At 60.6% G+C, this 23,649-nt stretch carries 19 protein-coding genes, 4 tRNA genes and 1 pseudogene; 9 read left to right on the top strand and 15 right to left on the bottom strand.

Annotated elements, in window-relative coordinates:
* Positions 1 to 86: 86 nt before the first annotated feature.
* On the bottom strand, positions 87 to 1,274 hold the full coding sequence (locus ACW9IN_RS16090; RefSeq protein ID WP_457366815.1) for an MFS transporter: 1,188 nt from the start codon (positions 1,272 to 1,274) through the stop codon (positions 87 to 89).
* Positions 1,275 to 1,365: 91 nt separating this feature from the next.
* Between ACW9IN_RS16090 and ACW9IN_RS16085 the strand changes: the two genes are divergently transcribed.
* A complete protein-coding gene (locus tag ACW9IN_RS16085; protein ID WP_457366814.1) occupies positions 1,366 to 1,905 on the top strand; it encodes a TetR/AcrR family transcriptional regulator in 540 nt (179 codons plus the stop codon).
* Between the two features lie 149 nt (positions 1,906 to 2,054).
* On the opposite strand, the gene ACW9IN_RS16080 is transcribed toward ACW9IN_RS16085, so the two are convergent.
* The 4 genes from ACW9IN_RS16080 to ACW9IN_RS16065 all read right to left on the bottom strand — a co-directional run bounded on the left by ACW9IN_RS16080 (position 2,055) and on the right by ACW9IN_RS16065 (position 5,232).
* A complete protein-coding gene (locus ACW9IN_RS16080) occupies positions 2,055 to 2,834 on the bottom strand; it encodes an ABC transporter permease (RefSeq protein WP_457366813.1) in 780 nt (259 codons plus the stop codon).
* Positions 2,831 to 3,763 (bottom strand): ABC transporter ATP-binding protein, encoded by a 933-nt coding sequence (locus tag ACW9IN_RS16075; protein ID WP_457366812.1) that lies wholly within the window; start codon positions 3,761 to 3,763, stop codon positions 2,831 to 2,833. The genes ACW9IN_RS16080 and ACW9IN_RS16075 overlap by 4 nt, the downstream gene beginning before the upstream one ends.
* Positions 3,764 to 3,897: 134 nt before the next feature.
* Entirely contained in the window at positions 3,898 to 4,515 is a 618-nt protein-coding gene (locus ACW9IN_RS16070; RefSeq protein ID WP_457366811.1) for a glutathione S-transferase family protein, read from the bottom strand.
* A gap of 57 nt (positions 4,516 to 4,572) precedes the next feature.
* Positions 4,573 to 5,232, bottom strand: a complete 660-nt coding sequence (locus ACW9IN_RS16065; RefSeq protein ID WP_457366810.1) for a transglutaminase-like domain-containing protein — start codon at positions 5,230 to 5,232, stop codon at positions 4,573 to 4,575.
* A gap of 156 nt (positions 5,233 to 5,388) precedes the next feature.
* Here ACW9IN_RS16065 and ACW9IN_RS16060 point away from each other — a divergent pair, with 156 nt between their 5' ends.
* Positions 5,389 to 7,836: an acyl-CoA dehydrogenase gene (locus tag ACW9IN_RS16060; protein ID WP_457366809.1), complete on the top strand. Its 2,448-nt coding sequence runs from the start codon at positions 5,389 to 5,391 to the stop codon at positions 7,834 to 7,836.
* A 75-nt stretch (positions 7,837 to 7,911) separates the two neighbouring features.
* Positions 7,912 to 8,319 (top strand): PA2817 family protein, encoded by a 408-nt coding sequence (locus ACW9IN_RS16055; RefSeq protein WP_457366808.1) that lies wholly within the window; start codon positions 7,912 to 7,914, stop codon positions 8,317 to 8,319.
* Positions 8,320 to 8,430: 111 nt separating this feature from the next.
* Here the strand turns inward: ACW9IN_RS16055 and ACW9IN_RS16050 are convergent, their stop codons facing one another.
* Complete coding sequence (locus ACW9IN_RS16050; protein WP_457366807.1) at positions 8,431 to 9,375, bottom strand: LysR family transcriptional regulator; 945 nt, start codon at positions 9,373 to 9,375, stop codon at positions 8,431 to 8,433.
* A gap of 89 nt (positions 9,376 to 9,464) precedes the next feature.
* On the opposite strand from ACW9IN_RS16050, the gene ACW9IN_RS16045 reads away from it, so the two are divergent.
* Both ACW9IN_RS16045 and ACW9IN_RS16040 read left to right on the top strand, forming a co-directional pair.
* Entirely contained in the window at positions 9,465 to 10,091 is a 627-nt protein-coding gene (locus ACW9IN_RS16045; protein WP_457366806.1) for an alanyl-tRNA editing protein, read from the top strand.
* A gap of 177 nt (positions 10,092 to 10,268) precedes the next feature.
* Positions 10,269 to 12,008, top strand: a complete 1,740-nt coding sequence (locus ACW9IN_RS16040) for a dipeptidase (protein ID WP_457366805.1) — start codon at positions 10,269 to 10,271, stop codon at positions 12,006 to 12,008.
* 43 nt (positions 12,009 to 12,051) lie between these two features.
* On the opposite strand, the gene ACW9IN_RS16035 is transcribed toward ACW9IN_RS16040, so the two are convergent.
* Positions 12,052 to 13,713, bottom strand: a complete 1,662-nt coding sequence (locus ACW9IN_RS16035; RefSeq protein ID WP_457366804.1) for a M24 family metallopeptidase — start codon at positions 13,711 to 13,713, stop codon at positions 12,052 to 12,054.
* A gap of 77 nt (positions 13,714 to 13,790) precedes the next feature.
* Between ACW9IN_RS16035 and pdxR the strand changes: the two genes are divergently transcribed.
* Complete coding sequence (gene pdxR, locus ACW9IN_RS16030) at positions 13,791 to 15,272, top strand: MocR-like pyridoxine biosynthesis transcription factor PdxR (RefSeq protein ID WP_457366803.1); 1,482 nt, start codon at positions 13,791 to 13,793, stop codon at positions 15,270 to 15,272.
* A gap of 53 nt (positions 15,273 to 15,325) precedes the next feature.
* Here pdxR and ACW9IN_RS16025 read toward each other — a convergent pair.
* From ACW9IN_RS16025 to ACW9IN_RS16010, 4 genes are all read right to left on the bottom strand, one after another.
* Positions 15,326 to 15,401: transfer RNA gene (locus tag ACW9IN_RS16025), tRNA-Gly, on the bottom strand.
* A 4-nt stretch (positions 15,402 to 15,405) separates the two neighbouring features.
* A tRNA-Glu gene (locus ACW9IN_RS16020) sits at positions 15,406 to 15,481 on the bottom strand.
* A gap of 104 nt (positions 15,482 to 15,585) precedes the next feature.
* Positions 15,586 to 15,661, bottom strand: a tRNA-Gly gene (locus tag ACW9IN_RS16015).
* A gap of 4 nt (positions 15,662 to 15,665) precedes the next feature.
* Positions 15,666 to 15,741 (bottom strand) — tRNA-Glu (locus ACW9IN_RS16010).
* Between the two features lie 357 nt (positions 15,742 to 16,098).
* Between ACW9IN_RS16010 and ACW9IN_RS16005 the strand changes: the two genes are divergently transcribed.
* Both ACW9IN_RS16005 and ACW9IN_RS16000 read left to right on the top strand, forming a co-directional pair.
* On the top strand, positions 16,099 to 16,869 hold the full coding sequence (locus ACW9IN_RS16005) for a hypothetical protein (RefSeq protein WP_457366802.1): 771 nt from the start codon (positions 16,099 to 16,101) through the stop codon (positions 16,867 to 16,869).
* Positions 16,870 to 17,000: 131 nt separating this feature from the next.
* Positions 17,001 to 17,813 (top strand): alpha/beta fold hydrolase, encoded by an 813-nt coding sequence (locus ACW9IN_RS16000; RefSeq protein ID WP_457366801.1) that lies wholly within the window; start codon positions 17,001 to 17,003, stop codon positions 17,811 to 17,813.
* A 36-nt stretch (positions 17,814 to 17,849) separates the two neighbouring features.
* Here the strand turns inward: ACW9IN_RS16000 and ACW9IN_RS15995 are convergent, their stop codons facing one another.
* The 4 genes and pseudogenes from ACW9IN_RS15995 to ACW9IN_RS15980 all read right to left on the bottom strand — a co-directional run bounded on the left by ACW9IN_RS15995 (position 17,850) and on the right by ACW9IN_RS15980 (position 22,310).
* A complete protein-coding gene (locus tag ACW9IN_RS15995) occupies positions 17,850 to 18,692 on the bottom strand; it encodes a methyl-accepting chemotaxis protein (protein WP_457366824.1) in 843 nt (280 codons plus the stop codon).
* Positions 18,693 to 18,707: 15 nt separating this feature from the next.
* A pseudogene (locus ACW9IN_RS15990) lies at positions 18,708 to 18,935 on the bottom strand (HAMP domain-containing protein); the annotation flags it as partial.
* A gap of 997 nt (positions 18,936 to 19,932) precedes the next feature.
* Complete coding sequence (locus ACW9IN_RS15985; protein WP_457366800.1) at positions 19,933 to 21,345, bottom strand: aminotransferase-like domain-containing protein; 1,413 nt, start codon at positions 21,343 to 21,345, stop codon at positions 19,933 to 19,935.
* Positions 21,346 to 21,548: 203 nt separating this feature from the next.
* Positions 21,549 to 22,310: an SDR family oxidoreductase gene (locus tag ACW9IN_RS15980; protein ID WP_457366799.1), complete on the bottom strand. Its 762-nt coding sequence runs from the start codon at positions 22,308 to 22,310 to the stop codon at positions 21,549 to 21,551.
* 232 nt (positions 22,311 to 22,542) lie between these two features.
* Here ACW9IN_RS15980 and ACW9IN_RS15975 point away from each other — a divergent pair, with 232 nt between their 5' ends.
* Positions 22,543 to 23,550, top strand: a complete 1,008-nt coding sequence (locus ACW9IN_RS15975; RefSeq protein ID WP_457366798.1) for an NADP-dependent oxidoreductase — start codon at positions 22,543 to 22,545, stop codon at positions 23,548 to 23,550.
* Positions 23,551 to 23,649: the final 99 nt, after the last annotated feature.

Genomic DNA, 23,649 nt, shown 5'->3' with positions numbered 1-23,649 from the left:
TCATAGAACCCGATCGAATATCTATATAACGGGTAATTTCTCTAACTGTTATCTACTTAATCTATATAAACAGTTGGCGCCGGTAGTCAGGTTGCGGCGCTGGCCCGTGCAGAATCCTGCAACAGCAAGCCAGCCAAGGCACTCAGCGCCAATACGATCAGCACCGCGCCATAGCCATCGGTCGTGACGATCAGGCCGAAAACCCGACTCAGATTACCCGCCAGCAATGCCGGCAGGCAGAACGCCAGGTAACTGAGCACGTAAAACGCCGACATCAAGCCTGCCCGCTCATGGGGCAAGGCTAGCCCGACGATGCTACGAATACTGCCCATGAACCCACCGCCAAAGCCAAAGCCGGCGACCACGCTGGCCGCGAAGAACAGCCACAGGCTGGCACTCTGCACCGCAATCAGCAGCAAGGCCACGCCCATCGCCAACAGCACGGCCGACAGACGCATGATCTTGTCCGCCGCGCGGTTGCGCAGGCTGTAGATCATCACCGCACCGCTCAAGGTGACCACGGCCACCAGGCCACCACCGATCAGGTGCGACGTCGACCCCGTCGCCGCCTTGACCAACGAAGGGGCCAGGGAAGAAAAGAACCCGCCCAGCGCCCACACCGCTACGTTCAGCGGCATCGCCAGCCACAACGCCCGGCGTGCAGCTTCTGGCACATGCAGGGTCGGCGCCAGCGACTTCAAGGCCCCCGGAATACGACTGACCGTCTCCGACAGGCGCCAGACGTACAGCGCCTGCAGCACCATCAGCACGAGCATGGTGACGTAGATCAGTTGGGTCGGACGAGGCGCGTACTCCACCAGCAAGCCGCTGCCCAGGCCACCACTGGCCATGCCTAACAGCGGCGCCAGGCTATTGAGCATCGGGCCGCGCACGCGGTCGGTATCGAGCAGCGTGGCGCTGAGCACAGCGGTGGCCATCCCCGTCGCAAAACCCTGCAAGGCCCGGGCAGCGATCAGGTGGGCAGTGCTGTCGGCGTAGATAAACAACAGCATCGCTGCGATGTTCAGCAGCAAGGCGGCAAAAATCACCGGTTTGCGCCCCAGATAATCCGAGAGAGAACCCACGGTCAGCAAGGCCGCCAACAGGCTCACCGCGTACACCCCGAAGATCACGGTCAGCATGGCTGCGGAGAAATGCAATTGGTCTTGATACACCTGATACAGCGGCGTCGGTGCACTGGACGCCGCAAGGAAGGTCAACACCGTGACTACCATAAACGCCAGGCTGGACCGTTGGGAAATGACACTGGACATGGGCACGCTCCGCTAAAGCTAATATTTTGCTTTTGTGGAGTGTGCTACCAGCATGCGCTTAAAGCAAATTCTTTGTGTTAAGGTCGCCCACATGGCTATCAAAGAAGGCCTCCGCCCGGGGGGCCGCAGTGCCCGGGTACAAGAATCTGTGCATTCGGCGGTACGTGAACTGCTGGAAACCCATGAGCGCGAAAACGTCACGGTCCCCATGATCGCTGCGCACGCCGGCGTCACGCCGTCGACCATCTACCGACGCTGGGGCGACCTTTCGGTGCTGCTAGCCGATGTGGCCCTGGCCCGCATGCGCCCGGAAAGCGAGCCGGCCAATACCGGCAGTTTGCGCGGCGATCTGGTGGCGTGGGCCGAGCAGTATCTGGATGAAATGAGTTCGGAGCCCGGGCGCAACATGATGCGCGACCTGCAATGCAAGGCCATCCCGGGCTACTGCATGAGCATCTTGAGTGGGCAATTGCAGACTATTGTGGACCGCTACCCGGACCAGGCAGCTCCCAGCGTGGACCACCTGATCAACCTGCTGGCCGCGCCGACCGTGTTTCGTATCCTGTTCTCCACCGCGCCGCTGGCGGTTGAAGAACTGCATGGATTGATCGAGCTGGCACTGAAAAAATAACGGTCATACCCAAAACCCATTGCGGGGCGGGCTTGTGTGGGAGCGGGCTTGCTCGCGAACGGGGTTTGTCAGAAAAGAATGTGCTGACTGATACACCGCATTCGCGAGCAAGCCCGCTCCCACATGTCTTGACGCATTCGCTCAGCCAATCACGTACGCATCCCGCGCCCGCTCACCAGCAACCGCGCGCAGCCGAAGTACAGCACCACGGTGGCCAGGATCATAAAGGTGATCGCCACGCTGATCTTGATGTCCGACACGCCCAGAATCCCGTAGCGGAACGCATTGACCATGTGCAGCACCGGGTTGGCCAGCGACACGGTCTGCCAGAACGCCGGCAGCAAGGTGATGGAGTAGAACACCCCGCCCAGGTAGGTCAGCGGCGTCAGCACAAACGTCGGGATGATCGAGATATCGTCGAAGTTGCGCGCAAACACAGCGTTGATAAAACCCAGCAGCGAGAAGATCGTCGCCGTCAGTACCACCACCAGAATCGTGACCCCGAGGTGATGCACCTGCAGGTGGGTGAAGAACAGCGACAGCAGGGTCACGATCACCCCCACCATCAAGCCGCGCAGCACACCGCCCAGGGTGTAACCGATCAGAATGGTGTGGGGCGACACCGGCGAGACCATCAGTTCTTCGATGGAGCGCTGGAACTTGCTGCCGAAGAAACTGGAGACCACGTTGCCGTAGGAGTTGGTGATCACCGACATCATGATCAGGCCCGGCACGATGTACTCCATGTAGGTGAAGCCACCCATGTCGCCGATCTGCCGGCCAATCAGGTTACCGAAGATCACGAAGTACAGGACCATGGTGATCGCCGGCGGCAGCAGGGTCTGCGGCCAGATCCGGGTAAAGCGCTTCACTTCACGGTAAACGATGGTTTGCAGCGCGACGAGGTTGGGGCGCAGTTCGGAACTCATAACGCCACCTTCGCCAGATTTTTTTCCACCAGGGACACGAACAACTCCTCGAGGCGATTGGTTTTGTTACGCAGGCTCAACACTTCGATGTTCTGTGTCGCCAACTGGCCGAACAATGCAGTGATGCCCATGGCTTTATCCACCTGGACCTCCAGGGTGTGGCTGTCCACCAGGCGGCTCGGGTAGCCGAGCAATTGCGGCGGCGCCGACAGGTTGCCTTTGAGGTCCAGCACGAAGGTTTCCACATGCAACTGACCCAGCAGGTTGCGCATGCTGGTGTTCTCGACGATGGTGCCGTGGTCGATGATGCCGATGTTGCGGCACAGCTGCTCAGCCTCTTCCAGGTAATGGGTGGTGAGGATGATGGTGATGCCTTTCTGGTTCAGCTCGGTGAGAAAGGTCCACATCGAACGGCGCAGCTCGATATCCACGCCGGCGGTGGGTTCATCGAGAATCAGCAAGCGTGGCTCATGCACCAGTGCGCGGGCGATCATCAGGCGACGCTTCATGCCGCCGGACAGCGAACGCGAAGGCACATCACGCTTGTCCCACAGGCCCAGCTGGGTCAGGTACTGCTCGGCGCGCTCCTTGGCAACTTTTGCCGGGATGCCGTAATAGCCGGCCTGGGTCACGACGATGTCGAAGGTCTTTTCGAACTGGTTGAAGTTGAACTCCTGGGGCACCACACCGATGGAACGCTTGAGCGCCGCCGGGGATTTGTCCAGGTCGTTGCCAAAGATATTTACCGTGCCGCTGGTCTTGTTGACCAGGGTCGAGAGAATACCGATGGTGGTGGATTTGCCGGCACCGTTGGGGCCGAGCAAGGCGAAGAAGTCACCTTCGGCCACGTCCAGATCGATACCACTCAGGGCCTGGAAACCGTTGCCGTAGGTTTTGGTTAGCTGCCGGATGGACAGAGCGGAACTCATATCGGATTACGCACCAAAGAAGGGAATAGAAAGAGTAGATGAGGGCGCAGCGCACGTAGTTCAACGGCGGCGCATGACAAGCATGGTGCTTGCCCGCGCCGCACAAGTACAGTCACCTGTATTAATAGTCAGTATTAAGTCAACGCGGTCATCACCGCTTTGCGGTACGCCGGGCGTTGCTGCAAGCGCTGGTACCAGGCCTCCAGATGGGGCATCGCGGGGCGCTCGATCGGCATCTCGAACCAGGCGTAAATGAAGCAGCCCAAGGGGATATCGCCCATGCCGAATGCCTGGCCCGACAGGTAGGGCTGGTGCGCCAACGCCTGCTCCACCGTGGCCAACACATCGATGCAAGCCTGGCGGCCCGCGTGGATATTGTCCCAGTTCTGCTTCTCGGCGGGCGTGCGCAGGATGCCCCAGAACACGATCTTGAAGGGCTCGGCCAGGGTGGACGTGGTCCAGTCCATCCATTTTTCCGCGTTGGCCCGCGCCTTGAAATCAGAAGGGTAAAAATCCGACGCATGCTTGGCACAGAGGTAGCGCACGATAGTGTTGGATTCCCACAGCACAAAGTCGCCGTCCTCGATCACCGGCACCCGGCCATTGGGGTTCATTGCGCGGTACTGCGGTGTGTCGACCACACCAAAAGCCCCGCCCGCATCAATGGCCTCATACTCCAGGCCGAGCTCCTCTGCACACCAGAGTGCCTTCCTGACGTTCGACGAATTTTTACGACCCCAGATCTTCAACATGACCGCGCCTTTTTGTGGTTGAACATGGCAGTGATGAACGCAGCAGCATACGCCGGTTCACGCGCGGCTCAAATCGCTCTGCATGTCGCCCAACAGGGTGGGTGTGCCTTCGGCAAACAGGTGCGGGTAGCACTGCTGAATATGGCCGAAGAAAAATGCCTCCGGCACGTCGGCAAATTGCCCATGTTCCAGCACATACTCCATGGAGCGCTGCCCCTGGCGATTGAAGGGATGAAAAACGCTGTCACTGATCCCATCGAAGGCCAGCGGCGGCACATCGAAGAGCTTACACAATTGGCTGTTGAACGCCGGCGTTGCCTTGACCCACCGCCCGTGCAAATACAACTCGGTGTAGCCGTGCATGGCGAACACATCGCTTTTGAGCAGCGCGATCAGGCGCGGCGTCGACAGATGATTGCGCACATCCGCCAGGCCAATGCGCGCCGGGATCCCGCAATGCCGGGCGCAGGCCGCGAGCAAAGTGGCTTTGGGCACGCAATAGCTCTCGCCGGTAGCCAGGGCAAAGCTGGCTTTCAGGGTGCCTGGGTCGCGGCTGAACGTGTAAGGGTTATAGCGAATCGCCTCACGCACGGCGTAATAAAGACTGACTGCCTGGTCACGTGAGTTCGCACTGGGACCGCGATGTTTTTCGGCGAACTCCACCACCGCAGGGTGGTCACTATCGATGAAGCGGCTGGGACTCAGGTAGGTATCCATGAGCTTTATCTCCAAAGCAAGCCTGGAGTCTAACGACAGGTCTGCCAGGGAGATAACGACGATTCGGCCAAATCTCGTTACACCCTGATCACCCGCTTGTTCGGATGCCGACTAAGCTGCTGGGTGGTTTCGCCCTGGTTTCACGGAGGATTGAATATGCTGTTGTTGTGGATACTGGTTCTGGTGCTTGGCATTGCCTACCTGGCACACCGTCGCATCGCTCCCCTGCCCGCCCTGGGCGTGGTGGCGGTTTATCTGTTGGCGATGGGTGCCTTCAGCCATGCACCGGGCGCGTTGTTGCTGGTCTTGTGGGTGTTGCTGGCCGCCGTCGCCGCGCCCCTGCTGTTGCCGGATCTGCGCCGCCAATACTTCACCAAGCCGCTGTTCAGCTGGTTCCAGAAAGTCCTCCCGCCCATGTCCGAAACCGAACGCGATGCCATCGACGCCGGTACCGTATGGTGGGACGGCGAGCTGTTCAGCGGTCGCCCCGACTGGGAAAAGTTGCTGGCCTACCCCAAGGCCCAACTGACCGAAGAAGAACAAGCCTTCATCGACGGCCCTACCGAAGAGCTCTGCGCCATGGTCAGCGACTGGGACATCGGCCAGGCCATGGACTTGCCACCTGCTGCCTGGGAGCACATCAAGACCCACGGCTTTTTCGCCCTGATCATCCCCAAGGAATACGGCGGCAAAGGATTTTCCGCCTATGCCCACTCCCAGGTGGCCATGAAACTCGCCACCCGCAGCGGTGACCTGGCATCGACGGTGATGGTGCCCAACTCTCTCGGCCCGGCCGAATTGTTGCTGCATTACGGCACCGACGAACAACGCAACCACTACCTGCCGCGCCTCGCCCGCGGCGACGATATCCCGTGCTTTGCCCTCACCGGTCCGCTGGCCGGCTCCGACGCCGGTGCGATGCCCGACACCGGGGTGATCTGCAAAGGGGAATGGGAAGGCAAGGAAACCCTTGGCCTGCGTCTGAACTGGGAAAAACGCTATATCACCCTGGGGCCGGTCGCGACCTTGCTCGGCCTGGCGTTCAAGGCCCATGACCCGGATCACCTGCTGGGCGATGAGGAAGACCTGGGCATCAGCCTGGCGCTGATCCCCACCGACACTCCCGGCGTGGAAATCGGCCGTCGCCATCTGCCACTGGGTGCAGCGTTCATGAACGGCCCCAACGCCGGCAAGGACGTGTTCATCCCCCTGGACTTCCTGATCGGCGGCCAGGAAATGCTCGGCAAGGGCTGGATGATGCTGATGAACTGCCTGTCGGTGGGGCGTTCGATTTCCCTGCCGGCCGTGGGCACCGGCGCTGCCAAGTTCACCAGCCTGGTGACCGGCCAGTACGCCCAGGTCCGCGAGCAGTTCAACGTGCCCCTGTCGGCATTCGAAGGCATTCAGGAAGCCCTCGCGCGCATCGGCGGCAACGCCTGGTTGATGGACAGCGCGCGCATGCTCACCGCCAACGCCGTCGACCTGGGGGAAAAACCTTCGGTACTGTCGGCGATCCTCAAGTACCACCTCACCGAACGTGGCCGCGCCTGCATCAGCCACGCCATGGATGTGCACGGCGGCAAAGGCATCATCCTGGGCCCGAACAACTACCTGGGCCGCAACTGGCAAGGCGCGCCGATCTTCATTACGGTGGAAGGGGCGAACATCCTCTCGCGCAACTTGATGATCTTCGGCCAGGGCGCCATCCGCTGCCATCCCTTCGTGCTCAAGGAAATGGCCCTGGCCGGTCGCGAAGACCATGATCAGGCCTTGAAGGAATTCGACGGTTTGCTGATGCAGCACATCGGTTTTGCCGTGAGCAACGCGGCCAGTACCCTGATATTGAACCTTGGCATCGGTCACTTCGAGAAAGCGCCAGGCAACCGCTTGAGCCAGGGCTACTTCCGCGCCCTGAACCGTCAGGCCGCCGCGTTCGCCCTGCTCGCCGACCTGAGCATGATGCTGCTGGGCGGCGAGCTGAAACGTCGTGAACGCCTGTCGGCTCGCCTCGGCGATGTGCTCAGCCACCTGTACCTGGCGTCGGCGGCGCTCAAGCGCTACCACGACCTGGATTCGCCGGACCATCTGCAGCCGCTGTTCACCTGGGCCATGGAGGAAAGCCTGGGTCAGTCGGAGCGTGCGCTGGATGAACTGTTGAGCAACTTCCCGAACAAGGTGCTGGGCGTTCTGCTGCGGGTCATCGTGTTCCCGTTCGGACGTCGCCACACCGGGCCGTCCGATGCACTGGATGCCGAAGTGGCCGCGGTGATCGGCCGCGCCAAGGGCGACCCGACGCTGGAAGAGTTGCTGGCCGGCTGCTATCGCCCACAATCGGCGGAAGACCCGGTGGGTGCGCTGCAACATGCCTATGACCTGCTCGGCGCGAGCCAACCGTTGCAGAAAAAACTGCACCAGGGCCTCAAAAGCGGCCAGGTCAAACCGGCTGCGGGCGAGCATGCCATCGATGCGGCCCTGCACGCTGGGGTGCTGCAACCCGGCGAAGCGCAAACCCTGCGCGACGCCGAGGCGGCAAGGCGCAAGGTGATCGACGTGGATGATTTCAGCAAGGAAGAACTGGTACCGGCCGCAGGCAAGGTCCGCTGATACCGGCGGTCATATAATTACGGGCGCGAGAGCTATATACTCTCGCGCCCGTTTTTGCTTTAGAGGACTTATCTCGTGTCCAACGTCGTTGCCGATCATCTCGTCTTGCTCGACCACCTGCGCAGCATCCTGGTTGCCGTCGGCGAAGCCGAACAGGTCCCCGAGGAAAGCCACTCGCTGTTTCTGGAGCGCTTCGACGAACTGCGCGCCCAACTGCCTGTCGACCCCATCGAAAGCCAGTACCTGGGCCAGGACCTGCTGTGCCAGGTGATCCAGCGCTACCCGCAAATCGCTCACCTGGTTCCACGCGATCTGCTGTGGTTCTTCGGCGGTGATTGCCTGCATTACATGCCCGACGAAGAGCTGGACATGTACCAGGCGCTGGAAGAGCGCCGTTATGAAGCCGAGCAGAACGAAGAGCCGTTCGACTGGCACCAGGAAAAGCAGTTGCTGGCCATGTCGGACGACCAGAGCAAGCACTGATTTTCAGATCTGCGCAACACCCACTGTAGAAGCTGGCTTATCTGCGGCATCACCTCGGTTTGACTGACAGACCGAGCCGCCTGCATCGCAGGCAAGCCAGCTCCCACACGTTCAATCCCCATCTTTGCGTCGACGCAATGTCGGCTCCTTCGCCATGCACTCCACCAAGTAATCAATGAAGACCCGCAACTTTGGCGGCAGGTAACGCGTGGGCGAATGCAGCAGCCACGCCTCCCCATGATAGGACGCAATAAAATCCCACTCGGGCAACACCTGCACCACCCGCGCCTCCTCCAAGGCATGGCGCGCTGTGAAATAGGGTAGGCTGCCGATTCCCACATCCTGCAACACCGCATCCAGACGCACGCCGGTATGGTTCGCCGCATAACGTCCGCGTACGCCAACCGTCACTGTCTTGCCGCCCTGGCGAAACTTCCAGCGTGAATCCCCCGGGGTTTCTCCCAGGTAGATGCAACTGTGCGCCTGCAAATCATGGGGACTGACCGGCGTGCCGTATTCGGCCAGGTAACGCGGGGTCGCACACAACAAATGCTCGATCGGCAACAACTGTCGCCCGACCAGCCCCGGTGGCGGGCTGTCGGTGATGCGGATGCTCAGGTCGACGTTGTCATCGATCAGGTCCACCTGCCGGTCTTCCAGGATCAGCTGTACATCGACCTTCGGATAGCGCCGCAGAAACTCCGGCATATGGGGATGCACCACGAACCGCCCCACCGCCTTCGGCACGCTGACCCGCACAAGGCCTTCGGCGTCATGGGTGAACTGGCCACTGATCTCCATCACCGAGCGTGCGGCGTTGACCATCTCCAGGCAGCGCCTGAAAACCTCCTCTCCGCCTTCGCTCAGGCGAAGCTTGCGTGTCGTGCGTTGCAGCAACCGCGTGGCCAGGGCCTTTTCCAGGCGCGAAATACTGCGGCTTACCGCCGAGGGCGACACACTCAATTGCCGCGCCGCTTCGGAAAAGCTGCCGGCTTCCACCACTTTGACGAAGATCGCCATTTCACCCAGCAGCGGCAAAGGAAGATTGATGCTCATGACGCACAGGTCCATTGATAATTGAGCGGATTATCACTTATCTGCGCACTATTTATACTGCCCGCAGAACCTTGATGCGGATGTAACCAATGACCGAGCGCCTGTTTTTCACCCACGACCACCTGACCGCGGAGCTTGAAGTGCTGAGCTGCATTCCCCACGAAGAACAGTTTGCAGTCAGGCTTCAGTCAACGATTTTCCACCCTCAAGGCGGCGGCCAACCTTTCGATACCGGCCAGCTTGGTGACAGCAACGTAGTGCGCGTCACTCAAGAAGGCGAACACGTCGTGCATTATGTTGACCGAGCCGTGGCGCCCGGTCCGATCAGCGCGCAGGTCGATGCGCCACGCCGCGCCTTGCACACTCGACTGCACTCCGCCGGGCACCTGATCGGCAACGTCGGCGAAACCTTCGGTTGGATGCCCATCAAGGCCCATCACTGGCCAGGCGAAGGCAAGATCACCTTTACACGCGGCGAAACGGCACAGCCCCTGGACGCCGAGACCGTTCAACGGCAGGTCGACCAGTGGATCGCCGCTGACTACGTCCGTCATACCACCCTGGAAGACGGCACCCGGGAAGTGGGTTTCGGCGAGCTGCCAGCCTATGCCTGTGGCGGCACCCATGTGCAGCGGTTGAGCGAACTGGGCCGGGTGACGATCCTGGCCCTGTCAGAGAAAAAGGGTGCGCTGTCAGTACGCTACAGCCTCGATTGAACCGCCAGGACAGCTCTGCGGCGCGGCTTTTCAGTTCTGCGCCGCTTTGTTTTATCCGAAGGACAATTCCTGCGTCACCCTCCCCAGCGCCTCCTTTGCAGTGTTAGTGTGTAAAATTGTTTCTGACTTTTTAATCAGAATCCTCCTACTCCCTTCTGCAAAGGAATGCCGCTCACCATGCATTTTCCACTCAAGCAATTGGCACTCGCGAGCCTGTTCGCGGCCGGTCTTTCGGCGTTCACCACCCCCGCTTCCGCCAACATCACGCCGGATCAAAGCCAGGCAATTCTCAAAAGCTTCAGCGAAACCTCCGTCACCGACTTTCGCGGTTTCCTCGAGACTCTGGCCAAGGGTGATCTGGGCAAAACCACTGACACAGGTCCGGCCATCAGCGCGTTTCTCGCCAACAAAACCCTGAGCGCCGACCAGCAGAACGAGATCAACCGCCTGCTGGGCCTGTACACACGAGCAAAGTACGGCAAGGCCGCCATCGAGACACTGCGCGAGCTGGTGGAAATCCCGACCTTCAATGTGGACGGCGTACCCCAGTATAAAAACCCGCAGTTCCTCAAGATCGCCGAGAAGATCGAGAGCCTGGCAAAAGCCTTCAACCTGAACTTCCGCAATATCGATAACCGGGTGTACGAGATTTCCCTGGAAGGCAGCGGCGATGAGGTGGTGGGTATTCACGCTCACGCGGATGTGGTGCCGGTAACGCCAGAGAACTGGGTGTTGAAGGATGGCACCAAGCTCGACCCGTTCAAGATCACGCTGATTGGCGACCGCATGTATGGCCGCGGCACCGAGGATGACAAGAACGGCATCGTGGTGGCGCTGTATGCCATGAAGGTGATCAAGGAAGAAAAACTGCCGCTGGCACGCACGTTCAAATTGCTGGTGGACACCACCGAAGAAACCCAGGGCGACGCGATCCCCTACTACTTCGAACATAACCCGATCCCGCAGTACAACCTGGCGCTGGATGGCGGCTATCCGGTGGTCATCGCGGAAAAAGGTTACGGTACCGTAATGGCCACCTTCCCCCGTCGCAAAGGCACCGGTAACGGTGCAGAAATCATTGCACTGACCGGCGGCATGGCGACCAACCAGATTCCGTCGGCCTCGGTGGCTACGTTTACCAGCGCCAAGCCCGCCGAGCTGGCCACTCAGTTGCAGAAGGCCGGCGCGGAGTATGTCAAACGCAATGGCGGCAACTTCGAGGTGGCTGCCAAGGTGGCCGGTAAAGAGGTCAGGCTGACGGTGACCGGAGTGTCTGCGCACTCGTCCGAACCGGAATCCGGTGTCAACCCGGTTGCGCGCATGCTGGAGCTGATTCACAGCCTTGAAGACAAGGTCGCCCTCAAGCACAACCACATCACTGATGCCGCGCGATATGCCGCCGACAACTGGGGCCTGGATTACCTGGGCGGCAAATTGGACGTGGGTTTCTCCGACGACTTCATGGGACCGTTGACCACGTCGCTCACCTTTGTTGGCCTGGATGACAAAGCCTTGAAGCTGGCCGTGAACCTGCGTGTGCCGAAGGGCAAGTCGCCGGAAACGCTGAAAGCGCAAATCGCCGAAAAACTGAGTGCGTGGGACAAGAAAACCAAGGTCGCGGTGGACTTCACGTATTCGGTGGCCGAACCGATGTACCGCAACCCCGAGGGAGAGTGGGTCAAAGCCTTGCTCGCGGTGGCCAGTGAAAACCTCGGCATGGCGCACAAGTTCGGCACCTCGGCTGGCGCGACCTCCGTGCATGAACTGCCCAATGGCGTGCAATTTGGTCTGGCGCGCCCGGAAGTGAAATACACCGGGCATACCGACAGCGAGTTCAAGACCGTCGACCAGTTCCTGCTGGACCTGCAGATCGTCACCGAGATGATGGGCCGTGTCGGGCAGTTGCCGAAACTCTGACCCAACCCACTGATATAAGCAGCCCGCCGCAACGGCGGGCTCTTCAGGCTTGCAGCATCAACATATCCTCGAAAAAACCACCGACAGGCTCCGTGGGATGGCACAGCTGAATTTCCAGCACCCAGGCCATTTCACTCGGCGGGATTTCCAGGTCTGCCAGCACCTTGCTCTCGAACAGCGCGTGGGGGAAATCCGCGAGGCGATGCCCAGCGAGGTTGCGCGCCAGCTTCCAGCCTTTTGACTCGGCGCTCTGCTCGGCAAAGTCATAGAGTTCGCGACCGGTGAGGCCACGCAACCAGGCTTCGCGGGTCTCGTCGAACACTTCATGCAGCGCGGTCCTGCATGCCAGGTGCAGCGGCGAGTCACCGAACACAAAGGTATCGCCATAATCGCCCTCATAGCCGTCCCAGACCGGGCCCAGGTCAACCACCACGATATCGCTGGCGCGCAGCCGGCGCTGGCGGTCAATGCCTTCGCGGGGTGGCCGCACCGTGTCGTCGCCAAAACGGATATAGGTGGGGTGCCACGTGTGGGACGCGCCCATGGCCTGCAATCGTTCGGCGGCCATGTCGAGGGCTTCGCCGGTGGTCATGCCTACTTGCAGTCGACTGGCAATCGCCGCGAGGGCCCGTATCGACTGATCACGCGCGGCGAGCATGCCGTCCAGCGAATAACGCGGGCCGACTTTTTCCCAGATCGGATGCAGCGGCTTCGATATGACTTCGGCGCCCGACCGACCGCTGGGCACAAAGGCTTCGGCGACAAACCGATGACCGGGCAGGCCTGCCTCCAGGCATTGCGCACGCACCTGATTGATCATTGCGCCGTTACCGCACGCATACACTTGGGCGGCTTCCCAGGCATGCCCGTGACTCAGGGCAACTTCCTGCACCCGTCCCTGGGACGCCAGCACCGGGTGCCAGTGAAAACGCGGATGATCAATGACCGATTGCTCCAGGAACACCCCGTCGTAAAAGTCCGCCGGCTGCGCACCACCCCAGTACAACGTGATGTCGACATCCCGCGTCAGGGCGGTCAACAGGATCGGCTTGATACCCGCGTAGCCGGTGCCCGTGGCGAACAGGACCACAGGCGCCTCGTCATTGTCCTGCCAGGTGCAGGCGCCAAAAGGCCCCTCCAGTTGCAACAGGTCACCCGCCTCAAGGTCGCCCAGAAGCGTTTCGGAAAACAGCCCGCCGCTCACTTGGCGAATCTGGAAGACCAGACGCCCATCGTCTTCATGCGGCAGGTTGGCGATCGAGAAACACCGCGAGTCGCCATCGACCAGACGAAATTTCAGGTACTGGCCGGCCCGCACTGCCAACGGCCTGTCCGGCATCACCACCAGCTCGACAATGTCGGGACTCAATGCGCGCTTGCCCACCACTTGCGCTTCGACCACCAGCGCGGGCGTGTCCAGCGACCAGCCTGGAATTTCCAGGCGCATATCGCCGCAGGCGTGGCTTTGGCACAACAACAGCTCATTGGCTGCCAACGGATAACACGGCGCAGGCGCGCCCGGCGCCAGCTGTTTGGCTCGGTATTCGCCTTGGGCGACCACGACCTTGCACGACCCGCAGGCACCGCGCCGGCAGGAAAACGGCACGGACAGGCCACTGGCAAGCATCGCGTCCAGCAGCAGCTCGTCACCGGCTTCAAAGGTTTTCCCCGAGGGGGACAGTTCGATGACATGGCGTGTATTCATAACGACCTCGGGTAAGTGAGGCTTGGATTGTTGCGCTAGACTAGGCCCATTAAAACCTCCAGTTTTGGATACTTCAGATGGTCCAGATGCGAAAATGGCGCCCGCTGCTCAAGCTGGACGACAGTGACAACCAGGCGTCCTACAGGAAGATTGCCGAAGGTCTGATGACCGCCATCGTGGAAGGTCGATTGCCGCCCGGCACCCTGTTGCCGGGAACCCGGGAAATGGCGCAGTTGCTCGACGTCAACCGCAAGACCGTGATCCTCGCCTACGAAGAAGCCATGACCAAAGGTTGGCTGGTCAGCGAGCCGCGACGCGGAACCTTCGTCAACACGCAGTTGATGCCCAAGCAACTGCCGAGCCGTGCGCAACAAGACTTCGCCCCTCCTGTGCTTGCTCATGTGGCCGCTCCATACTTCACCCAGAATGCCCAGGTAACGGCACTGCGGCATCGCCATGACGCATTGTTTTTCGATAACGGCACCAGTGACCACCGCCTCCTGCCCCAGGCCGTGCTGCATCGCTACTACCGCAACGCCCTGCGCAGCAGCTTTACCTCCAACACTGTGCGCTACGGCAGCGAGGGAACCGGCTATCACTTGCGGGGCACCCTGGCCGAGATGCTGCGCAACAACCGCGGGTTGACAGTCAGCGCCGAGAATATCTGCCTGACCCAAGGCACCCAGATGTCGCTGTACCTGACCGCCAGCCTGCTGCTCAAGCCTGGCGACGTGGTGCTGGTGGAACGCCTGAGCTACCCACCGGCGTGGGAAGTTTTCCGCAAACTGGGTGCGCAACTGGTCACGGTGGACATTGACGATGAAGGCTGCCGCACAGACCAGATCGATCAGCTGTGCCGCGCACATAACGTGCGGATGATCTACCTCACGCCGCACCATCAATTCCCCACCACCGTGAGCCTGCACGCCGCGCGTCGGCAACAACTGTTGGCATTGGCGGCGCAACATGACTTCTGCATCGTCGAGGAGGACTACGATCACGAATATCACTTCAACGGGCGGCCCTATCTGCCGCTGGCCAGCGACCGTTCGCAGCGCCATGTGATTTATGTCGGCTCATTGTCCAAGGCGCTTGGCTCAACCTTTCGTTGCAGCTATGTGGTCGCCCCGACGCAAGTGATCGAAGCCCTGCACCACAACGCCGCGCTGATGCTGGGGGATGCCGACGGAGTGGCGCAGAAAATGCTCGCCGACCTGATCAACGATGGCGAACTGAAGAAACACCTGCGCCGGGTTTCGAAGGAATACCGCGCCCGCCGCGAAGCCTTGCAGAATTGCCTGCATGACGCCTTCGGCGAACGAATCAGTGTGCGGGAGCCGGAAGGCGGCCTGGCGCTGTGGGTGCGCTTCGACGATGGGATCAACGTCGATCGGATGGCGGCCAGCGCATTGGATCACGGGCTGGTAGTGCGCAGTGGCCGGCAGTTTTCGCCACAGGACCTGCCAGAAAATGCGCTGCGCCTGGGCTTTGCTTCACTCAATCAGGAAGAAATCCGTGAAGCGACATTGCGCCTGGCCAAAGCGGCAAGCGCGCGATAATACGCGCACAAACAAAAACGCCGATCATTGCTGATCGGCGTTTTCATTGAATATGGAGCGGGAAACGAGACTCGAACTCGCGACCCCGACCTTGGCAAGGTCGTGCTCTACCAACTGAGCTATTCCCGCATATTGGCGTCCCCTAGGGGACTCGAACCCCTGTTACCGCCGTGAAAGGGCGGTGTCCTAGGCCACTAGACGAAGGGGACACACAACTGAAATACATGGTGTGTATTTCAGTGTCCAGAGATTAGATCCGAAGATCATGCCCTGGTTTCACTCAGTGCCGCCCGAGAGCAACACTGCTTAAATTTGGAGCGGGAAACGAGACTCGAACTCGCGACCCCGACCTTGGCAAGGTCGTGCTCTACCAACTGAGCTATTCCCGCATATTGGCGTCCCCTAGGGGACTCGAACCCCTGTTACCGCCGTGAAAGGGCGGTGTCCTAGGCCACTAGACGAAGGGGACACACGTACAACATTCACTCCCTGCCGCGTTTCGCTGTGTGCTTTACGCTGCAAGTGGCGCGCATTCTATGGATGGATTGAAAGGTCGTCAACCCCCAAGGATAAATTTATTTAAATCAATGACTTCGCCCTGCTTTGCGGGCTTTGTGGGCATTTTGCCCGTCCGGGCTTTGACGCCTATATTCTGGCGCCCGACAAGACGCTATAGTTCAGGCTGGCAAATGATGGCAATGTGCATCCATGCAGGGAACGCCAACCTATAGAGAAGAAAGTCGCTGGGCAACTGGTCGAACAGTCCTATCCGCCGGATGGCCCAATCACTACACTCCACTGTAAACCCTATAAAGAGGTCACACCGGTGACACCACTCATGATCACCCTGCTGGTAATAGCCGGGATCGCAATACTGATCGCCATTGGCTACATGAACCACGTGGTGGAAAACAACAAGCTGGAAAAGAAGCGCACCGAGATCGAACTCAACGATCGCCTGCGCCGTTGCGGTGAAATCACCGAGACCTTCCCCGGCCAGTTGATGACCCCGGCACTCAAGCTGTTGCTGACCCGGCTCGAGCTCAACGTCAACCAGCGCCTGTTGGCCCTCAACAAGTCCAGCGCACCGCTCAAGGCCCGTGTCGCCGAATTGAACACCCTGGCAGCCCAGGGCGAATCGATCCCGGTGAACAACCCGCCCTCCCCGATCCAGACCGAAGCCAAGGCCAAAGATGTGCGCTTCCTGCTCGAAGCCCTGCATGGCCAGGTTACCCGTGCGGCCCAGGACGGTTTCCTGCCGGCCAACGAAGCCAAGCACTGGATCCGGGAAATTCGTCATATCCTGGTGTTGTTGCATATCGAGTTCTTCAACAACCTCGGCCAGCATGCCTTGCAGCAAGGCCAGCCCGGTCAGGCCCGCCTGGCTTTCGAGCGTGGCGTGCAGTACCTGCGCAAGCAACCGGAACCGGTGGTCTACAGCGCCCAGTTGCAATTGCTGGAGAAACAACTGGCACGCGCCAACTCCACGGTGCTCACCAACAGCAAGCCGGCCGAAGACGAGGTCAACGAATTGACCGAAGGCCTGAAAGTGGTGGACGCCGACGCCGACTGGAAAAAGAAAGTCATCTACGACTGATCGCTGCACCTGTGGTGGGCGGGCCCGCTCACCACCTCCCTCTATGCAACATGCCATCACTTTGCATCTATCCTCCGCCCCGCGACTAGCGTAAAAACATGCCCCTCACTCCGTGAAGTCAGAGGCCTGCTATGCCTGTCGCCATCATTGATGGACAACCGCTGCACTACCTTGACCAGGGCACCGGCCCGGTCGTTCTGCTGGGCTCGAGCTACCTGTGGGGCCGCGAAATGTGGACGCCGCAGATCGAAGCCCTGTCGCAACAGTACCGCGTCATCGTGCCTGAGCTGTGGGGTCATGGCGAATCGGGCCAGTTGCCTGAGCACACTCGCTCACTGGACGACCTGGCACGCCAGACCCTGGCATTGCTGGACCACCTGGATATCGCCCAGACCAACCTGGTGGGCCTGTCGGTCGGCGGCATGTGGGGCGCACGCCTGGCATTGCTCGCCCCGGAACGCATCAACAGCCTGGTGCTGATGGACACCTACCTCGGCGCCGAGCCCGAGGCGACCCGCCAGTACTATTTCTCGCTGTTCAAGATGATCGAAGACGCCGGGGCCATCCCGGAGCCATTGCTGGACGTGGTCGCGCCGATCTTCTTCCGTCCGGACATCGACCGTGAATCCGCGCTGTACCAGGACTTCCGCCAGGCCTTGCAGGCATTCCCCAGAGAGCGCCTGCTCAATAGCATTGTCCCGCTGGGCCGGGTGATCTTCAGCCGTGATGATGTACTTGAGCAACTGTCACGCCTGGACGCCGATACCACCCTGGTCATGTGCGGCGAGCAAGACAAACCCCGTCCGCCGGCAGAGTCGCAGGAAATGGCCGAGCTCATTGGCTGCAGCCTGATCCTGATCCCGAATGCCGGGCATATCTCCGCCAGGGAAAACCCCGACTTCGTCAATGAAGCGCTGCTGACGTTCCTCGCCAACAACGCCTGAGGTGCCTGCCCTTTGGTCGCTGCGCTTGGGCAGCGATCAAAGGCGGAAGTGCCCCACCATTCCCTTGAGTTCAGCCCCCAACTGCGCCAGCTGAATGCTCGACGCGGCGTTGCCCTGCATGCTCAACGCCGATTGATCGGCGCTCGCACGAATGCTGGTCACACTGCGATTGATCTCTTCGGCCACCGAGCTTTGCTCCTCGGCGGCGGCGGCGATCTGCTGGTTCATCTGCTGGATCAACGACACCGCCACAGCGATGCTGCCGAGCGCGCTTTCGGTTTCCAGCGCATCGCTGACCGCCAGCTTCACCAGTTCCCCGCTCTGCTGGATCTGCTGTACCGATGATTGCGCAGCACTGCGCAAGGTGCTGACCAGCCGCTCGATTTCTTCGGTCGATTGCTGGGTGCGCTTGGCCAATGCCCGCACTTCATCGGCCACCACCGCAAACCCGCGGCCCTGCTCGCCTGCGCGGGCGGCCTCGATAGCGGCGTTGAGCGCCAGCAGGTTGGTTTGCTCGGCCACGCTTTTGATCACGCTCAACACCGTGCCGATATGCTGGATTTCCGCACTCAGGCTTTCGATGCTGGCGCTGGCACTGGTGCTCGAGGTCGCCAGCAATTCGATGCGCTGCAAACTCTGGCGCACCACCTGCTGACCACTGTCGACCTTGTCATCCGCCGTCTGGGCAGCCTGCGCCGCTTCTTCGGCGTTGCGCGCCACATCATGCACCGTGGCGGTCATCTGGTTCATGGCCGTGGCCACCTGTTCGGTCTCTTCCTTCTGGCTGCTGACCTCGACATTGGTTTGCTCGGTAACGCTGGACAGCGAATGGGCGGAACTCGCCAGTTGCTCGATACCCGCCTGCAACCCGCTGACCATCTGGCTCAGGCCGTTGCCCATCTGCTGCATGGCCTGCATCAACTGGCCGATTTCGTCGCGACGGCTGACTTCCATTCGCCCGCTCAGATCGCCCGAGGCAATCTGCTGCGCCACCGCGATCACACTGCGCAGAGGCGCGACGATCAGGCGAGTAATCACCCACGCGGCAATCAACCCCACCAACAGGGCCAAGGCCGACGACCCCACGATCAACAGCGCGCTTTTCTTCAACTGCGCCTGCATCGACTGGTCTTCGGCGTCATACGCCTGGTTGACCCGGCTGACCACTTGGTCGGCACGATCATGCAATTGCTTGTAGACCCCTTTCTCCTGGGCCAGCAACCCGGTGTATTCGCCGAGTTTTTCGCTGAAAGAGGCGATATGCCCCGAAACCTCGCCGAGCACCGTCTGGTAGCCCGCATCCTTGACCGAGGCTTTCAGTTGCTCGACCTGGGCCAGGGCCTGATCAGCCTGCTCGATCTTGCCCTGCTCGGCATTGTCTTCATCCCCCTTGCGACTCTGGTCGAGGCGCACCCGGGCTTCGTTCATGGCTTGCAACATCAGCCGCGAGACCTGGCTGACCTGCCCGGCCTGTTCGATGAACTCTGCACCCTCCTTGCCCTGGCTCTCCTTGAGGCCATAGGCGCCGTCGTCCGCGAGGCCGGCCTGCAACACGTCGAGGTTGTTGGCGACGCTGGAGACCGACCAACTCGCCATCTCCAGGGCCAGGTCCTTGGTCTGGGTCAACTCGACAAACTCATCGAACGCCTTGCGATACGCCGCCAGGGCTTGCTCGACATCGGTCATCACCGGCACATTCGCCGCCGACTGCGTCTTGAGGCTCGCGGCCAGGGTGGCCAGGGCATCGACACTTTCATGCAGGGCATCGACGGATTTGGGGTCGGCGTGCAACGCATAGTCCTGCTCGATCAGGCGTACCTTCAGCAAGCCACTATTGAGGGCGGACATGCTCTTGAGCCCTTCGAAGCGCTGCCCCACGGTTTGCAGGGACCACACGCCAATCGCCGCCACCACAGCGGTCAGCAAGAGCACCAGGGTGAAGCCCAGGCCCAGTTTTTTCGCCATACCCAGGTTGGCGAAACGTCGTTGCACGCCCGAAATCATTGCACTTGAATCCTCTCGCAATGGCAGATGCCATCAAGCCCGGTTTCCAGAACACGAGATTCGCAACGAGAAGGCATTGAACACAAGTCGTTGGCGCCGGAATAATGGCAAAAAGCTACACTCTCGTCGTTTTCAGAATGGTCGAGGTCGATCTGGCGGGCCCCATGGCTCGGAACAAGGCCAGTGCCCGCCGATCATCAGCATAGGCCACATTGATGCGCTGCCAGTCACTGTGTTCCTGCGTCGGACTGAACAGCGCCCCGGGAGACAGCAAGACCCCCAGCTTCCGTGCACAGACCTGCAGCTGAGTACCCACCCCCAAACGAGGCCGGGCCCACAGGAACATGCCGCCTGCGGGCACGGCGAACACCTCCCACTCTTCATCCTCCAATACCTGCAAGGTCGCGGCCATCTGGGTTTTCAGCCGCCTGCGCAGGCGCTGCACCCATTTGCGATAGGTGCCATTGGCCAAGAGCGTGGCGATCACCGCTTCGGCAAACCGCGATGTGCCGAACCCCGTCAGAGTCTTCACGCTTGCCAGTTGCTCGATGAATGCGCTGCTCGCACAAAGATAGCCCACACGCAGGGCGCTGCTCAGGGTCTTGGAAAAACTCGAGACATAGATCACCCGCCCATCATGGGGCAATGCCGAAAGCCGGGCGCAACTGGCATGTTGCAAGTCGCCGAACACGTCCTCTTCGATGATCAGGAAATCGTCCCGGTGGGCCAGTTGCACGATGCGTTCGGCGACCGCGCGCCCCAGGCTGGTCCCGGTGGGGTTGTGGTACAGGCTATTGATGAACAGGCACTTGGGACGATGACTCTGCAGCAGCGTTTCCAACCTCGAGATATCCGGCCCGCGGGAACTGCGCGGCAGCTCCAGCAGCGTGACCCCGTGAAAGGCCAGTTGTCGATACAGGTTGGCATACCCTGGTGTTTCAACAATGACCTTGTCACCCGCCTTGAGCAAGGTACGGATGAGCAAGTCCTGTGCATGGCTGGCGCCGGCCGTGGTGAGAATGCAATCGAGGCTGGTGGCCACCTGATTGCGGGCCAGACGCTTGAGCAATTGCTCGCGCAGCGCCGGCAGGCCCAACGGGGTGCTGTAGTTGAACAGCCCGGCGGTATCGGTGCGGGTGACTTCCCGGATGGCGTAACTGATGTCATCGCTCTCGTGCCAGGCTTCCGGCAACCAGCCACATCCCAGCTTCAACTCGCCCAGCGGGCTATCGGTAAAAGTCCCCCAGCCTTGTTCGGCGCCCTCATACCAATGCTGTTCAGGGAGCTTGAGCGGTTGCGCCACAACAAAACCCGCCCCCTGCCTGGAAGCCAGCAAACCTTGGGCTGCCATACGCTCGAACGCTTCGATCACATTCGACTGGCTGAGCAGGTTGTCGAGCGCCACTTGCCGGATGGACGGGAGGCGCGTCCCGGGCTCGGCACCACTCGTGCGAATCCAATCCGTCATTGCACTGACGATTTGCTGCACCACCGGTACAGGGGCTTGCCGATCGATCCCTAATTCCATGCGCCACTCACTTCAACTGTCTGTTATTCAACCCCAGCAGTTAAGCACAGAAGCCCATCGCTTCCGGTCGCCACATTTTATTAAATTATTGATTTTATTGAATTATTTACCTATTGACACACATTCGACCAAGGCGTTTTGCCAGCTTGGGAAAAACCTCACAGCGCTCCAAACCGCTTTCGGGTGGAGCGCAGCCAGAGTTCCTAGATGGCGGTGGCGCCACCGTCGACCGCCAGGGCCTGACCGGTGGTGAACGCCGCACCGTCACTGCACAGGTACAACACCGCGCCGGCGATTTCCTCGACCTTGCCAATGCGCCCCACCGGGTGCATGGCTGCTGCGAATTCGGCCTTGCGTGGGTCGGCTTCATAGGCGCGGCGGAACATATCGGTATCGATCACCGCCGGGCACACCGCATTGACGCGGATTTTCTTTTTCGCGTATTCGATGGCCGCCGACTTGGTCAGACCGATCACCGCATGCTTGGACGCCGCATAAATACTCATCTTCGGCGCCGCGCCCAACCCCGCGACCGACGCCGTGTTGACGATGGCCCCGCCGCCCTGGGCCAACAGCAACGGCAATTGGTGCTTCATGCACAGCCACACGCCCTTGACGTTGACCCCCATGATCGCGTCGAACTCATCCAGGGTGCCGTCTGCCAGCTTGCCTTTCTCGATCTCGATCCCGGCATTGTTGAAGGCATAGTCCAGTCGACCGTAAGCCGCGATGGTCTGCGCCATCAGTTGCTGCACATCCGCCTCCAGCGTGACGTTGCAGCGCACGAACAGCGCTTCGCCACCGCCCTGCTGGATCAGCGCAGCCGTGGCCTCGCCGCCCGCAGCATCCAGGTCGGCCACCACCACTTTCAAACCTTCCGCGGCGAACGCCAGCGCCGTGGCGCGGCCAATGCCGGCGGCGGCGCCGGTCACCAGGGCAACCTGGCCGGAAAACGTCATGCTCATGGGGAGATGTCCTCTGCAAGAAATAACCGTGGGCCGAGTCTAGCCAAGGCTGCGACGGATGCGTCAGCACTATCAAAAGGCCGGTTGAGACCGCATGAATCACAGTGATAACACCACCTGGACAACTATCAGCCACACCTATCGAGGAGCATTCGCCTCCCTGGCGGACCTTGCCCCGAGGCCGTTCCGGGTCTATCAATCAAAGTTCATTTCCAAGCAAAGAGTCGTTGCCATGACCGCCCAGACCAATCGCCAGTTCCTGCTTGCCAAACGCCCTGTCGGCGCGGCCACGCGGGAGACGTTCACCTACCAGGAAGTACCGGTGGGCACGCCCCAGGACGGGCAGGTGCTGGTACGCAACGAATACCTGTCCCTCGACCCGGCCATGCGTGGCTGGATGAACGAGGGCAAGTCCTACATTCCACCGGTGGGGATTGGTGAAGTGATGCGCGCGCTGGGAGTCGGTCAGGTGATTGCCTCGAGCAACCCTGAATTCGCGGTGGGGGACTACGTGAATGGTGCCCTGGGCGTGCAGGATTACTTCCTCGGCGAACCTCGGGGTTTCTACAAAGTCGATCCGAAACTGGCACCGCTGCCGCGCTACCTGTCGGCCCTGGGCATGACTGGCATGACTGCCTATTTCGCCCTGCTCGACACGGGTGCGCCCAAAGCCGGCGAGACCGTGGTGATTTCCGGTGCCGCGGGGGCCGTGGGCAGCATTGCCGGGCAGATCGCCAAGATTAAAGGCTGCCGTGTAGTGGGGATTGCCGGTGGGGTCGATAAATGCAAGTTCCTGGTGGATGAACTGGGCTTCGACGCGGCCATCGATTACAAGAGCGAAGACGTGCCCGCCGCGCTCAAGCGCGAGTGCCCCAAGGGCGTGGATGTGTATTTCGATAACGTGGGCGGTGAGATTCTCGACGCCGTGCTGAGCCGCCTGGCGCTGAAAGCCCGCGTGGTGATCTGTGGCGCGATCAGCCAGTACAACAACAAGGACGCGGTGAAAGGCCCGGCCAACTACTTGTCATTGCTGGTCAACCGCGCGCGCATGGAGGGATTTGTGGTGATGGATCATGCCGCGAATTTCGCCGCCGCCGGGAAGGAAATGGCGGGCTGGATGGCGCAGGGCAAACTCAAGAGCAAGGAAGATATCGTGGAAGGGCTGGAGACGTTCCCGGAAACCCTGATGAAGCTGTTTAACGGGGAGAACTTCGGGAAGCTCGTACTCAAGGTCAACTGAGTCGATCGTTCCCAGGCTTTGCGTGGGCGTTCAGCGCGTGACGCAGAGCGTCACAAAAGGCATTCCCACGCAGAGCGTGGGAACGAGCCAGACAAGCTA

The sequence above is a fragment of the Pseudomonas sp. SDO5271_S396 genome, assembly GCF_054071795.1.
The sequence above is the reverse complement of the archived record's forward strand: the minus strand, read 5'-3'. Positions and strand labels throughout refer to the sequence as shown.